The 13,618-nt window shown below is 45.9% G+C and carries 13 protein-coding genes; 8 read left to right on the forward strand and 5 right to left on the reverse strand.

The features are described 5' to 3' along the window. The first annotated feature begins 351 nt into the window (after nt 1–351). On the forward strand, nt 352–1,593 hold the full coding sequence (locus QUA33_RS06675) for a protein kinase domain-containing protein (protein ID WP_333147490.1): 1,242 nt from the start codon (nt 352–354) through the stop codon (nt 1,591–1,593). A 158-nt stretch (nt 1,594–1,751) separates the two neighbouring features. Here QUA33_RS06675 and QUA33_RS06680 read toward each other — a convergent pair whose 3' ends face one another. Then, complete coding sequence (locus tag QUA33_RS06680) at nt 1,752–1,970, reverse strand: DUF4327 family protein (RefSeq protein ID WP_006631282.1); 219 nt, start codon at nt 1,968–1,970, stop codon at nt 1,752–1,754. A 643-nt stretch (nt 1,971–2,613) separates the two neighbouring features. Here QUA33_RS06680 and QUA33_RS06685 point away from each other — a divergent pair. After that, nucleotides 2,614–3,594 carry an aspartate carbamoyltransferase catalytic subunit gene (locus tag QUA33_RS06685; protein ID WP_333037021.1) on the forward strand — a complete coding sequence of 327 codons (981 nt, stop codon included), beginning with the start codon at nt 2,614–2,616 and terminating at the stop codon, nt 3,592–3,594. 137 nt (nt 3,595–3,731) lie between these two features. Here the strand turns inward: QUA33_RS06685 and QUA33_RS06690 are convergent, their stop codons facing one another. Beyond that, nucleotides 3,732–4,124, reverse strand: coding sequence for an SH3 domain-containing protein (locus tag QUA33_RS06690; protein WP_333096793.1), 393 nt, complete (start codon nt 4,122–4,124; stop codon nt 3,732–3,734). Nucleotides 4,125–4,760: 636 nt separating this feature from the next. On the opposite strand from QUA33_RS06690, the gene QUA33_RS06695 reads away from it, so the two are divergent. The 3 genes from QUA33_RS06695 to QUA33_RS06705 all read left to right on the forward strand — a co-directional run bounded on the left by QUA33_RS06695 (nt 4,761) and on the right by QUA33_RS06705 (nt 6,780). Next, nucleotides 4,761–5,252, forward strand: a complete 492-nt coding sequence (locus tag QUA33_RS06695) for a molybdenum cofactor biosynthesis protein MoaE (protein WP_333147569.1) — start codon at nt 4,761–4,763, stop codon at nt 5,250–5,252. Between the two features lie 123 nt (nt 5,253–5,375). Continuing rightward, nucleotides 5,376–6,035, forward strand: a complete 660-nt coding sequence (locus tag QUA33_RS06700) for a sigma-70 family RNA polymerase sigma factor (protein WP_006631278.1) — start codon at nt 5,376–5,378, stop codon at nt 6,033–6,035. Between the two features lie 139 nt (nt 6,036–6,174). Beyond that, nucleotides 6,175–6,780, forward strand: coding sequence for a zf-HC2 domain-containing protein (locus QUA33_RS06705; protein ID WP_333147492.1), 606 nt, complete (start codon nt 6,175–6,177; stop codon nt 6,778–6,780). A 166-nt stretch (nt 6,781–6,946) separates the two neighbouring features. Here QUA33_RS06705 and QUA33_RS06710 read toward each other — a convergent pair whose 3' ends face one another. After that, entirely contained in the window at nt 6,947–9,475 is a 2,529-nt protein-coding gene (locus QUA33_RS06710) for an NACHT domain-containing NTPase (protein WP_333147494.1), read from the reverse strand. A 222-nt stretch (nt 9,476–9,697) separates the two neighbouring features. On the opposite strand from QUA33_RS06710, the gene QUA33_RS06715 reads away from it, so the two are divergent. Both QUA33_RS06715 and QUA33_RS06720 read left to right on the forward strand, forming a co-directional pair. Then, nucleotides 9,698–10,288 (forward strand): ATP-binding protein, encoded by a 591-nt coding sequence (locus QUA33_RS06715; protein ID WP_333147497.1) that lies wholly within the window; start codon nt 9,698–9,700, stop codon nt 10,286–10,288. A gap of 52 nt (nt 10,289–10,340) precedes the next feature. Further along, nucleotides 10,341–11,060 (forward strand): response regulator transcription factor, encoded by a 720-nt coding sequence (locus tag QUA33_RS06720; RefSeq protein WP_333147499.1) that lies wholly within the window; start codon nt 10,341–10,343, stop codon nt 11,058–11,060. A 20-nt stretch (nt 11,061–11,080) separates the two neighbouring features. On the opposite strand, the gene QUA33_RS06725 is transcribed toward QUA33_RS06720, so the two are convergent. Continuing rightward, complete coding sequence (locus QUA33_RS06725; protein ID WP_190740133.1) at nt 11,081–11,485, reverse strand: gamma-glutamylcyclotransferase family protein; 405 nt, start codon at nt 11,483–11,485, stop codon at nt 11,081–11,083. Nucleotides 11,486–11,605: 120 nt separating this feature from the next. Between QUA33_RS06725 and QUA33_RS06730 the strand changes: the two genes are divergently transcribed. Beyond that, complete coding sequence (locus tag QUA33_RS06730) at nt 11,606–12,205, forward strand: glyoxalase-like domain protein (protein WP_333066237.1); 600 nt, start codon at nt 11,606–11,608, stop codon at nt 12,203–12,205. Nucleotides 12,206–12,334: 129 nt separating this feature from the next. Here the strand turns inward: QUA33_RS06730 and QUA33_RS06735 are convergent, their stop codons facing one another. Further along, nucleotides 12,335–13,612 (reverse strand): bifunctional sterol desaturase/short chain dehydrogenase, encoded by a 1,278-nt coding sequence (locus QUA33_RS06735; RefSeq protein ID WP_333147503.1) that lies wholly within the window; start codon nt 13,610–13,612, stop codon nt 12,335–12,337. Nucleotides 13,613–13,618 lie beyond the last annotated feature (6 nt).

Consider the following 13,618-nt stretch of genomic DNA (forward strand, 5'->3'; position numbering starts at 1 on the left):
TATATGTGGGGCTGACATCACAATCTGCTGCTACATCAAATTTACGTAAAAGTTTAGCGATTGTTTACTTAGTTTTTGTTGTTGCAATTGTTAAATCGATCGGCTGTGTTTTAAGGAGCAATCGACCCCTCACAAATTTTATGAATAATTGTTCCCAAAAAACTATTTATAAATTCATGGTTTATGGAATATTTAATCACAATCAGGATATTATAAAGGTTTAGTGAAACTCACCTGTAAAGCTCATAATTAATTTTTAATTTCTAATTTTTCAAAGCCCTACGCCCCTAATCTGTAAATTTCCGCCAACTCTCACTGCCACATCAGGGAGTTCAACCACATCAATCGAAAATGCTGCTGACTCTTTTAGATCCAGACAAACAGACCCCCCTGCAACAGTGGAGTTTCGAGAGCGAATCCATTATTCGCATCGGCCGCTCTCCTGAAAATCACGTTGTGATCCCCAATGCTCTAGTGTCGCGGCAGCATCTGGAATTGCAAAGAGTTAATAGCGGGAGATCCAGCCAGTGGTACTTAGTCAATTCCGGGACAAATGGCACTTTGGTGAACGGTATTCTCATGTCTCAGGGTTGGATATCCGACGGTGCCCTGATTCAGTTGGCGCGGGGCGGCCCAATTCTGCATTTCCAAGTGGTTACTATTGAAGTCGGTGGCAAGATTGAGGCGAACCCCACCGTCAATCTCGTGGCACCGAGGTGTACCCACGCGGGAAACCCGCCGGGGAATTTATTCTGCATCCACTGCGGCGAACCGATTAAAGTCGATCGCACAGTCCGTCACTACCAAGTGCTGCGAACTTTGGGCCAAGGCGGTATGGGGACAACCACTTTAGCCTGGGATCGAGATAAAGCGAAAGCTCAACAACCCGGAAGTTCCCCCGCAGCTTCTCTGGTAGTCCTCAAGGAAATGAATGCTGATATGGCTCAAATAGTCAAAGCTCAAGAACTGTTTGAACGTGAAGCTAAAACTCTCAAGGCCCTCCACCATCCGGGAATTCCTCAGTTTTTTGACTTTTTTGTGGAAGGGGGCAAAAAATACTTGGTGATGGAAATGCTCCACGGCGAGGATTTAGAAAAACGCATCTACAACCGCGGGCCTGTTGCTCCCCAACAAGCAATAGAGTGGATGATCCAAACCTGTGAGGTTTTGGACTACATTCACTCTCAAAAACCCCCGATCGTCCACCGGGATATTAAACCTGCTAATTTGCTGGTGCGCCACCGCGACAATTGCATTACTGTGCTGGATTTTGGTGCCGTTAAAGAAATCGGCACTCCTCCAGGGACTCGCATCGGCGTTGAAGGCTACACCGCACCAGAACAAGACCGGGGACAGCCTCTCCCTCAGTCGGATTTATATGCTATTGGACCTACTTTGATTTTTTTGCTGACGGCCCAAAGCCCTCAAAACTTTTACGGCAAAATAGCTGGAGGTTACGGGTTTAAGCTCGAAAATATTCCGACCATCGCCCCCAAGCTGCGGGAGACCATTTTGCGAACCACGGCAGCTAAGCCTGGGGATCGCTTTCAAACTGCTCAACAATTAGCTCGAGCTTTAGCAGCTTCCCTTTAATAGAAGTCAAAAGTCACAAGTCAAAAATCACAAGTTATTAGGAAGAGGGCAAAGGGAAAAGGGAAGAGGGAAGAAGCTAGCAACGGAAATTTATGAAAGAAAATTTACCCGATCACCTCGAAATTTCTCTCCGACACCCCAGTCCTCCGTCTCCTCTGTTATTCTTCGTCCCAAGCTTCTACAGCTATCAACTCGCTCACGGGGTCTTGCATAGAAAAATCAAACTCTAGCAATTGCTGTTTCCAGTACGGCCATTCGTCGCCGTAAAGCAGAGCTATTTTCCAAATACTGTCTGTCGGTTTGATAATGTCAGACGTGACGAGAGAATGCACCTGACGCTGGAACTTAACCATCGGCTGTATAACCTGCTGGCTCATAATACCTCTTGAATTGTTTAAATCTTGTGTAATTACCACTTCCCAGCTCTCACTTTTTACCGCAGTTTCGCCAAGAACAGTCTCGCCAAGATACGTGTAGATTTTTGTCGGGAAGCTACATATTCAACTTGTATCTTAACAGAGTTCGTTTTGACAAGGGCCTATAAGCAGGACTGAAGAGTCAAGACCGACTTCAAAGAATTAATCATCTTTAAAATGTCCCGCTATATGCTGTCGATCGACAGTGGGAGGTTGGCCGCCTCGATTGTTTCCACATAGTGGTAGATGCAAGGGCTGCGTTCGGGTTGTTCTTGACAAGGCTGAGTTTGCGTAGGAGAAACTGCAACTACTCTTTCGCTGCTAGAGCGTAATTTCCGCTTTCCTGCGGGTAAACCACACCTGTTTCGCCTTCGACGCTGGGTTCGCTGTGAGAGTCGGGTCTGAGCTACATAAACTGATTATAACTCTACTCACCGCAAAAGCGATCGAAAATTGTTGGATACTGTTAATCGCCACCCGTAAATGTCGATCGAACATTCAAAGGCGACTGCTGAGCGGGCGTACCAGCAAGTTCCAAACCCATCATCCGTCCTGATTGAGTCAATCTAAAATCTAAAATCTAAAATCTAAAATCTAAAATTGTATGACTTGGACAAGGCGACACATTCTCACTCTGGCTGATTTTACCTCGGACGAATACGATACGGTGCTGCAAACTGCAGCCAGTTTTCGGGAGGTGCTCGGCCGCCGCACGAAGAAAGTGCCGGCCCTGCAGGGTCAAGTGGTCGCGAATTTGTTTTTTGAACCTTCTACCCGGACTCGCAATAGTTTTGAGTTGGCGGCGAAGCGGCTGTCGGCGGATACGCTAAATTTTACGCCGGGAAGTTCTTCTCTAACGAAGGGGGAGACGATTCTGGATACGGCTAAGACTTATCTGGCGATGGGAACGGATTTGATGGTAATCCGGCACGAACAAGCTGGAGTTCCCAGCACGATTGCTTCGGAAATGGATCGCTTGGGTTCGAGAGTCAGCGTTCTGAATGCTGGAGACGGCCAGCACGAACACCCATCGCAAGGTTTGCTAGACTTATTTACTATTTGTGCTCTGTTAGATACCGAACGTCCGCGGCTGGAACTTTTAGCGGGCAAAAAAATTGCTGTGGTGGGGGATATCTTGCATTCGCGGGTTGCTAGGTCTAATATTTGGAGTTTAACGGCTTCTGGGGCAGAGGTTCATTTGGCCGGGCCGCCAACTTTGCTACCGCTGTTGTTTGCTGAGTGTGGCGATGGTAGGGAAGGCAAGTTATTTTTGCATTGGCAGCTTGAACCTGCTTTGGCCGATGCTGATTTTGTGATGACTTTGCGGCTGCAAAAGGAACGGATGAGCGACCATTTGCTGCCGAGTTTACGAGAGTACCATTCTTTGTACGGGATTACGCGCGATCGGCTGAAACTCTGCAAGCCTGATGTGAAGGTGTTGCACCCAGGTCCGGTTAACCGGGGAGTGGAAATTAGTTCGGATTTGATGGACGATGCCCAGTTTAGCCTGATTTCTCAGCAAGTTACCAGTGGGGTGGCGGTGCGGATGGCATTACTTTATCTAATTGGCGGCGGTAAAGTTTAGGCTGTTAGTTGTTAGTCAGGAATTTCGGATATTCGATTATTTACAGGATCGATCGCCTCTTTAAAATAATCGTTACCCGGTTTTACCGGGTAACGATCGACACTCTTTCTAGAAATGTAAAGTGCTCTAGTTAAGAGTTAGGAAAGCCACGAGGCTTTCACCCAGCCGCCACCTTTGAGTTGAGCCCAGCCGTTTCTGTAACGACCGGTCAATGCCACATTGTCTCCATTGTATAACTTGCCGATGACATGAGAACAGCCATCGGGGCGGTGACGGATATTCAGTCGGCCGCCGTTGGTGGCAACTTCAGCGTAGCTGTGACGGCTGTGACCGCCACAACGGGAGTAGCCGCAACTTGCCTGCGCTTCGCCTGGGACACCCAGAACAGATAGAGCTACTGCCATACCTGCAACGCCTATCCATGCAGAATTAGGAATTTTCAAGCCCAGTTGGTCTAACGACTTGACTTGGAGTTCGGACTCTGGAGATTCATAAGCAACAAAAGAGTGGCTCAATGCTAGTGCTTCCATAGTTTCCTCGTGATTGTTTTTAACATTTATTGGTGCAGACTCAGGTCGAAACCTCAATTAACAGCCCAAACTATTAACTTATGTTTCATAAAAGGCACATAAGGGCGTTACGGTTTTGCTTTTGCCTAGTATCCGCCAATTTGCCTCAACCCTGCACAGGTATATCATGTCATCTAAGTAGCTTTCCGGAACAAAAAAATAAATAAAGTTTACATCTGCTGTTAAAAATTTTGCCGACGCGGATCAGAACTCCGGGCATAATTAAACTTAAGTGTGTCATTAAAAAGGGAAAGAAGTTATCGATTGGGGTAGGGAATTGGTTGTACTGAGTTGCGAATGACACTAATTATTTGGGTGCTTATTTATTGAATTACTACAGCAATATCGGCAGTTAATTTGATCTAACAAGCATCCCGCTCGTCTTCCAGCACAATCTTAATTTGGTTCTGGCCAGTCATAGTGTAGCCGATCGCACTTGTGCAGAAGGTGGGGGCAATGGCGTCGGGTCCTTGCCCGTGCTACGAGATTGGTCTAAAAATTAGTCTCCCTGTGTCCCCGACAAGAATGCAAGACAAATCCATCGCGACTTGATTTGTGTCAAGATCAATTAACTTATCCAGCACCACTTCTTTGGCAATGAACTCTAGCGCTGCACTTTCGATCGGCACAATTCCTCAACGCCATGAATCAGACAGCTTCGCCATTACCTTAGCGCCCTTGTCTGTAGAGGAAATATACGCTTTGGCAGATGACCCCGCGAACGGAGCCGTGGTAATGATGAGCGGTACAGTCCGCAACCAAACTGACGGTCAAGCTGTAATTTCCCTAGAATATCAAGCCTACGAACCGATGGCGGTGCGAGTATTCCAGCAAATAGCTACGGAAATCCGCCGCCAGTGGGTCGATGTCAATCGGGTCGCCATTCACCACCGCGTCGGACACTTGCAGGTGGGCGAAATCAGCGTACTGGTGGCTGTTGGCTGTCCCCACCGGGACTCGGCATTTGCAGCTTGCCAGTACGCCATAGATACGCTCAAACACAATGTACCGATTTGGAAAAAGGAACATTGGGCTGACGGTTCTAGTAGTTGGGTTAGTATTGGAGCGTGCGAGGTTGTCGGGCATTAGTAAGCAGTCAGCAGTCTATTGAGTGTCTGATGACTCAAGCCGATGGCAGTTTCCGAGTGCGGGAACCAATCGGGATCTGCTAGCGTCAAAAAGTGTGGAATGTTCGATGAGCCAATTCCACCGATGAGCGACTTTATTTCCGTGTCCTGGTCTGCGGTTGTGGCGACCGTTCAAAGAGTGCAATTGCCAGCCGAAAAACTCTCTAATTATGACTTGGTGTTGCGTTGTCAGGAAGGAAATCGACCTGAAAGCACTGCCTTTTCAGAACTGTTGAAGCGGTATCAGTCCCACGTAGACAGGGTACTCTATCACTTGGCCCCTGACTGGCAAGACCGAGCAGACTTGGCTCAGGAAGTGTGGATTCGGGTCTACCGCAATATTAACCGCTTGCAAGAGCCTGTTAAATTTCGGGGCTGGCTGAGCCGCATCGCCACTAATTTGTTTTATGACGAGTTGCGGAAGCGCAAACGGGTGCGAACTCCGCTGTCGCTGGACGTACCCCGTGCTCTGGAAGATGGCGAGGTTGATTGGGAAATTCCGGCCGACAGTCCGGGGCCTGATGAAGATTTGACGACTAGAGAATTTTACGACCAGTTGCGGGTGGCGATCGCAGATTTGCCTGAAGTATTCCGCACGACAATTGTTTTAAGAGAAATTGAAGGTTTAGCCTATGAGGAAATAGCCGAAATGACCGGAGTTTCTCTGGGAACTGTCAAGTCGAGAATTGCTAGAGCTCGCCAAAGATTGCAGTTGGAATTGCAAAAATATCTCGATGGTAATTAGCAATAGTGCTTTTAGAGGTCGATCGAGAAGATTTGGTCATGTTTGCTGTCATATCAAAACTTCTCTTTTAAAATATAAATAAGCAGTAAATCATTCTAATAGCCGGGGCATCCTTCCCCAATAAAAGCAACTTTGAAATATGAATTATAACTTTGAATCGGATAAAAATCAGCATCAGCAAGGTATCGGGGATTCACTCGCTGAAAATCAAGCTAAAAACAATTATCCCCAGGGGAATGTAACTACTATGATGCGCGATCGCTTTGAATTGCTGAGTGCTTACCTCGACGGCGAAGTGACGGCTGCAGAACGTCGGCAAGTTGAGGACTGGCTGGCAAATGACCCCACTACAAAACGTTTGTACTCGCGACTGCTGATGATGCAGCAGAGTTTTCAGGCAATGCCGGTGCCTGCTGCGGAACAATCAGCACAGGAGTTGGCGGCGAAGGTTTTGCAGCGGGTGGAACGCAAGCCGAAACGAACTTGGATTTTGGGTGGAGGTGCGATCGCAGCTTTGTTGATTGCGGTGGTGTCTGGTGTCGGTGGCGGCCGCCAATTGTTTGCTCCCGAGTTTGCTCGATCGCCAGTTCCTGCTGAATCTGACGGTTTGATGGTGGCTTTAAACGAGCCTCTGGTGGAGATTGTTAATCCCAACGATTTGATGCTTGGGGTGAATGCACCGATCGTGGATATTCCCAAAGTTGGTGTAGCAAGCCCTCAAAAGTCATTGCCAAAGGCACAATAGGATTTCTGTTTTGAGCATAAATGAAGTTGCTAAGCTCCCTAGATAAGGGGGCTTTTGCGGTTTTTCTCAGTTTTTCAAGTGGATATATCCTTTGACACTTTCCTGGCTTTGAATGACTTATTGTAGGGCGATCGCATCTTAATATCGGAGTAGGTAGCTAGTGGAATTAGAGCGGGCGATCGCACTTGTCACCTGTTTTTTTGATATTTGCGATCGGCAACAGCAATGTCTCCTCTACTTCCTGCCGCACAGCAGGAGATACATTACAACCGCTATTGAGGCAATCTACCAGCAATTTATTAGCATCGTAATAATTCTTCAGCAATGACTTATGCTGTTCGCTAAATTGCCAATCGTGACCTATATTCCGATATTTAATCATCACATTTCTTAATTGCTGAGTCCAATCTTGACCTTTAGCTTTCCACCACTCCCGCTCCATTTTCCACCACGCCTGCATTTTGTAGGTATATGTTGAATCATATAGTTGTTTTTTGAGTTGTTGTAGCGATAGCTTCAATTCAGGTTCCAGATTCAAATTCATAGTAAAGACGAGGATAGAGATCAGATTGCGAGCTGACGCAGCAGCATAAACATAGGAAATATTAAGGTCAAGTGCATAGAGCATTCCAAGATCAAGAAGAATATCAATAGTCAAATCAGAATCGCGTTCATCGTCAGAAGAAGAAGTATTGTCAGAAAAAGAAGAAAAAGTAAAGTCAAATAAAAAAAGTCTCAGAGGTGGTCTAAAGGTATGGTCAATGGCATAACCAAGGCTATGGATCAAACTTATGTCAACCTCCAAGTGAGGACTACGGTTACTAACGCGCTCTACCTCTCTACCCATATAAAAAGCGCGGATAGCTGATCGTTTATAGGGTTCATTAACGGAAATAGATTTATTTCTTATCCACATTAGAAACTGCTGTAACTGCTCATCGTCCGCGACGAGTGCATCAACTTGCTGTTTCATTAACAGCAATAAGTTATCAGCTTTTCGCAACATCCCAGCCGCCAGGAAAAAGACTTCTCGCCAACGCTTCTCGATCAGGTGGCTGACCATTTTTTCCAAAGCTTGTGGCTCGGAATTGTTAACTATTTCTATAACCATGAAATACTCTTGAAATGTTAGATGAGAAAACGAATAAATTCCTCTTGCCCTCTCCACTAATAAGCCATGTTGTGCCTCGATCGCCTTCAGGACAACCTCACTATCCATTTCTAACTGAACGCGGTCAGTTGTGGCATCGGGTAAGTTAGCCAGATAGTCGGCAATCACTTGTTGGATTTGATTTTTTTCAAAAAAGTAATCGCCCCGCTCAAAAGTAATAGCTGCCACAAAAGCAAGTAAATGTTTCTTGCGGCACAAATTCAAATCTCGATAAACTTCATCCCGTTGAATGCCTCTAGTTTCATCCCATTTTCTGAGCATAAGTTCCAGTCCTTCCTCATACAACTTGACTCGGTTGGATGGGAAATCTGCTTTGGCTTGGAATACTAAACAAGTCAGATTAAGCAAAATTGGCGTTATTGCCAGTTCTCGAATTTGCTGATTTTTTTGCAGTGTCAGCGTCTCTACAAATTGAGAGGCTAAAGCTTTCCCTGCCTCCAGATTCTGGGAAAATGCTCCAAACCAATTTTTAGCAAAGGCAGCGGTTTGTTCGCAATTAAAATCCGCTACCTCAACACAGGTAAAGGCTTCGTCGTGAAATCTGTACTTAGAAGCGGCAATTCGACAGGTAATAATAAACTGATTGTTGTAATACTTTTGGACAAACTGACGAATCTGTCTGACGACTGCATCGCTATCTGATTCTGGCACTTCATCTAAGCCGTCCAATAAAATCAAGCCTCTGCCTTGACTGAGTACGAATTCAGTTTGCGATCGCGCCTCAACTCCGCAACTGGCAAATTCGTCGCTGATATATTCTAATAAGTCAAGATTAGCGATTTCAGCAAAGGTTTTCAGAGAGATAAAAATCGGTATTTTGTTGGCTTCAAATTTGGCGCGATCGCACTGAATGGCAATGTGTTTCAAAAAGGTAGTTTTACCGGAACCAGGTTTGCCGAGTACCATCAATTTAGAGTGAGATTTCACCGCATCCAATCCTGGTACTCGTTTCTGGCATACTTTACCTAATCCTAAGCGGTTAAAGTTATCCGCATCTGGGTTGAAGCCTCTGAGTAAATCGCGAATTTCTCCCGGCTGCCAACTGGTAATTTCCTCCAAAATGTTGACTTCAACGTAGAGCTTGCTGACATCAACGGGCTGGGCAATATCCAACAGTTGCATTTTGCTGTAAAGCTGTTGGATTTTGCTGTGGCATTTTTGCCGTATCTCTTCCACTACCGAATCAATATGCTGTTGGCAAAAATCTCTAACCCCCCCAACCCCCCCTTGGTAAGGGGGGGCTAAAGAAGGACGATCGACAATTTCTTCCCAATTCAACTGCAAAACCGTGCAGAAAGCCTTGAAAGCATTAGCTTTAATGGGTTCTCTTCCTCCTAAAAAACGCCTCCAAGTTGGCAGGGAGAGGCCATCGGCATAGGGCCCGGCTTCTGTCCAAGTTCGATCGGGTTCTAATTTTTGACTAGCTTCTACTAACCATTTGGGGTCTTCTATTGTCGAGCCCCTTTCTCTTCTAGCTTGCTTAATTTTTACTAATCCCTCCTCAGAGGCTTTGAGGGTCGTCATTATATAATTTACTTTTCTAATTGTCAATGTCAATTTTAGCTCAGTTTAGCGATCGCAAACTGAGTTTGTCAAGACCCCAGCAACAAAGAGAAAATGATCCTGACAACAACTGCACGGCATACGGGAAAAGTCAGGCATAAATCAGGCAAAATTAACTCTTCAGAATGCCATTCTGTTGTGTCTCTAAAAATTACCTATTAAATAATGAGAAAGGATAGCAACATGAGAAATAGTATAAATGACATTCCCTCCCGGGGAATAGGCATAAAACTTATTAGCAAAATTGCCGACAAGCTAAGCTATACACGCACTTCTGACGAGCGAAACTGTCTGTTAATTGTGAAATATTTTCATCCAGGTATAATACCACCCCAACCTCCGCCTCAATCTGGTTATTTTAAGCGGGTACTTGATTTGTGGAATTCCTTTATTTTGAAGTGGAAAAAGCAACAAAATTACCAATCTTGTCAAACTTATAACCAGCCAATTAAAACAATTCACCTTCAACTCAATACTGACCTCAAGAGTGTTGTTCAAGTTTTATGGTGGGTCGAGCAGTTTTTAGAGTATCTACCCATTCCCGAAGCAGTTTTGCAGCAGTGCCAACTTGCTACGATAGAAGGGTTTACAAATGCTGTTCGACACGCTCACAAAAATCTGCCATTTGAAACTCCGATCGGCCTTGAAATAACCGTATTTAACGAACGTCTAGAAGTCAAAATTTGGGATATGGGAGAGCCTTTTGACCTCCAAGCTAAGTTAATTGAAGAATTGCCAGTTATTTGGAGCGAGCTGGGGTTTATGCTTGACTAAAGCTGTACTGTTATTGCCAAGTTTCAACTGACAATAAAAATTTTTTTTTGTGATGACTACAGATACTGCTCCCAAGATTCTAGTTGTGGATGATGACCCATCCATCCGCACTTTAGTTCATCGTTTTTTAACTCAGAAATATCAAGTAGATTCGGCAGCAGATGGCGAGACGGCTTTAGAATTGTTTGAAAAATTCAAGCCACTGCTAGTAATTCTTGATTGGAATTTGCCGGATACTACAGGCTATCACCTCTGCCAGGAAATGCAGCGCCGTACTAATGTTTTTGTGGTAATGCTAAGCAGCCGTACAGACGAAGCGGATAAAATTAAAGTCCTGTCCGCCGGTGCTGATGATTATATCTGCAAACCCTTTGGTTTGGCCGAGTTGGCAATTCGTATAGAAGTTGTGTTGAGACGGATGAGACCTGTGACTCCATCACGTATTGTATTCGATCAATTCGCGATCGATTCAGCGCGCCGGGAAGCAACACTCAACGATCGCATTATCAAGTTAACAGCCTTGGAATTTAATATTTTGTATTTGTTGGCTAGTCATTCCGGTCAATCTTGGAGTCACCAACAGCTAATCGAAAAAATCTGGGGGTGGAACTGCGACGACACAGGAGAAAAGCAAGTTGTTAGCGTGCATATCGGTCAGATTCGCAAGAAAATGATTCAAGTTGATGCTACGGGGTCGCAGTTTATTAAAACTATTCGGGGTTACGGTTACAGGTTCGAGCCGCCTTCGCCCACTGCAATGGCACTTTCCTAAGCTCATCGGCATTAACCACCTTATTTGGTGAAAAACCTATTTTCCCACCTGCCGTGGGGCAGCCAGATGCCTCCTAGGGAACGAACGCGATCGGGTAACATGAAGTATGCCCAAGCCGTCCCTAGAGGTTTGAGGTGTCGATCGAAGATTTCGATTTCCTGCCGCTGATATTCGTTTTGTGTCGGTTCCCGCAGGGGATGATAATCTTCCAATCGGTCTAAATCGTCCAAAATAGCCGAGTTTGCGAAACAGAGGAGAAAACCGCAGACTGTGCCATCTCCGGCCATCATCGCAGGATAGCCGATCGGCAGGGCAAAAAGTTGACCGCGGGCGATCGCGGGGCAAGCATCCACAACTTTTCCTTCGCAGTAGCGGAGGTAGTTGGACTCCCCCGGTTTGAGTGTGCCGTATACAAAGACTTTCATCGGGTAGGGCTTAACCGCTAGTTTTTGCTAACATAGATGGCTAAGCTAATAGTTTAAGTCTCGCGGGCGATCGCGACTGCAATCTTGATAAATTTCGTTGTTTACCCTTTCTTATAATTCATGACTCTAGCAGTTAGTTTTATTGCTTTTGGACTTGGGCCTTTGTACTTGAGCTCTTTTTTGCCGTCTCTGCCCCTGGACAGCTTGTTTTCCACTCAAGGGATTATGGTGATGCTGCTGGCAGCCTATGCGGGGGCGATGTGGATGTTTCTCACCAGTGCTCCGAAGGTACATACGGTGATGGTATCCGATCTCGGACAAGCGAGGGAGTTCTATGAAGGTATGCTAAACCTGCCCGTAGCAGAAGTGCCGCTGCACTACTACTACAATTACGAGCAAACTTTGGGGACAACTGGTATCGATCCGCTGTATTTGTCGCCGAATGTCGGGAGGGCAACGAGCTCTCAAACCATGGGGAGTCCCGAGGGTTTGTGGTATCAGTTGATGAAAAATACCCAACTGCACATTATTAGCGGCGCTGGTGTAGGAGAAAAAAATCGCCCGCGTCACGTTTGTTTCGATCGCGAATGTTTGGATCAGCTATTGATGAGGGTACAAACTCGCGGCATTAGTTATAAAATTCGCCGGGAAAAGCCACTGAATTTTTTGGTCAAGGATTACGACGGCAGGGTCATTGAAATGGCTGAGGTTAGTAATTAGATAAGACTCGGCTGTTGAAACCCATCGTACACAAAATTTAGTCTCCGCAGAGAGGGACAAAAGAATCAAAGGGGTATTACATCCCAAGTTAGAAACCCGGTTTATGTAAAAAACCGGGTTTCTTGTTGATTAATTAATCTTAGATTCAACGCTAGATTTTTCCGAAACCGCCGCTGCTTTAATCTCTGAAATCGATTTCCGGCTGAAGAGTTGGAAGTAGAGAGAAACAAAAAACTCTTTGACTGGAAAAACGATAAAAGTCAAAGGATTAATTGTCACGATGATGTTGCGCGCATCGGCTTTAGCTTGTTTGACAACTTGCTGCGCTACCCAATCTGGAGACAGAATGCCGATCGGGTTTAAGTTGCTTTTAAACGGCCCTAAAATTAGTTTGCGAACGATGCAGGGTGCGTCTAGCCGGCGCAGGGTGACTAAATCTCCCAGGGCGCGCTTGCTGAGTTCGTACAGGGGACTGACAGCGGGAATTACTTCTGCTTCTGAAGTGTTGATCCAGACTTCTTTGCAAGCAATGTTTTCGTTAGTGCGGACTGTTAAGAAAAAGAGTTCCATCAGCCGCCACGCGGAAAAAGTGTTAATTTCGTAGGAGTTTGCGATCGCCTCTCCTGTTCTTTCTCCGTGTACATTAATCCCGTGATTGATGACGAGAATATCGATTTTTTCTAAAAATAGGGCTAAGTCTGCCTCTTGGCCAGCTTGCCAAGTTATGGTTTTTACAGGTAAACTTTCGCCGTCTAAATTCAAAGTAATTTCTTCATTTCCAGAGGTGAGGGCGATCGCTTTTGCACCAGCTTTGTGAAGGTGTTTGAGAAGCGAACGACCTAAAGTTCCCGATGCACCGGTGACGGCTACAGTTTTGCCTTTGAGAGAAAGTGCTGTACCCATAAGTTTATCTATTAAGGTGAAAGTACCGCAATAGTAAGCATTTTGATTGTCGAAGTGGTGCCGCCAGTGATAAGGTTTATTAACTAACCACTTGCCAGGGGGAGTAAGGAAGTGTCCCGGTTGGTGAGTTATGTCGGTTAATTCGTCTGCACCTTTGATGCCGCACCCGCGGGCGATCGCGCTCAACAAAAAGCCTAAAGTATAAATACAACCCGCTGCTGCGCCCCAGTGATATTCCGGCAGCCCCAAAAAAGCTACAACCCACAGCAACAAGCCTAAAACCATCATCGCTGCAGCTTCGGGCACGTCGTGACGCCAGTGTGCTTGCTTGTAAATTGTCTCGCTGACGGGGGTCAAATTCGGGCGGAAAACGCGGTGATGCCAAGTGTGCAGCTTTTGCAGGGGTGCCCAATAATGGGACACGACGTGATAAAAGTCTCGTATTATTTCTGCCCAGCAGACAGAAGCTATTGCCACACCGCCGACTATCCAGTAATTTACCATGCTCGC

The sequence above is a fragment of the Microcoleus sp. Pol14D4 genome, assembly GCF_036701245.1.
Classification (GTDB): Bacteria; Cyanobacteriota; Cyanobacteriia; order Cyanobacteriales; family Microcoleaceae; genus Microcoleus.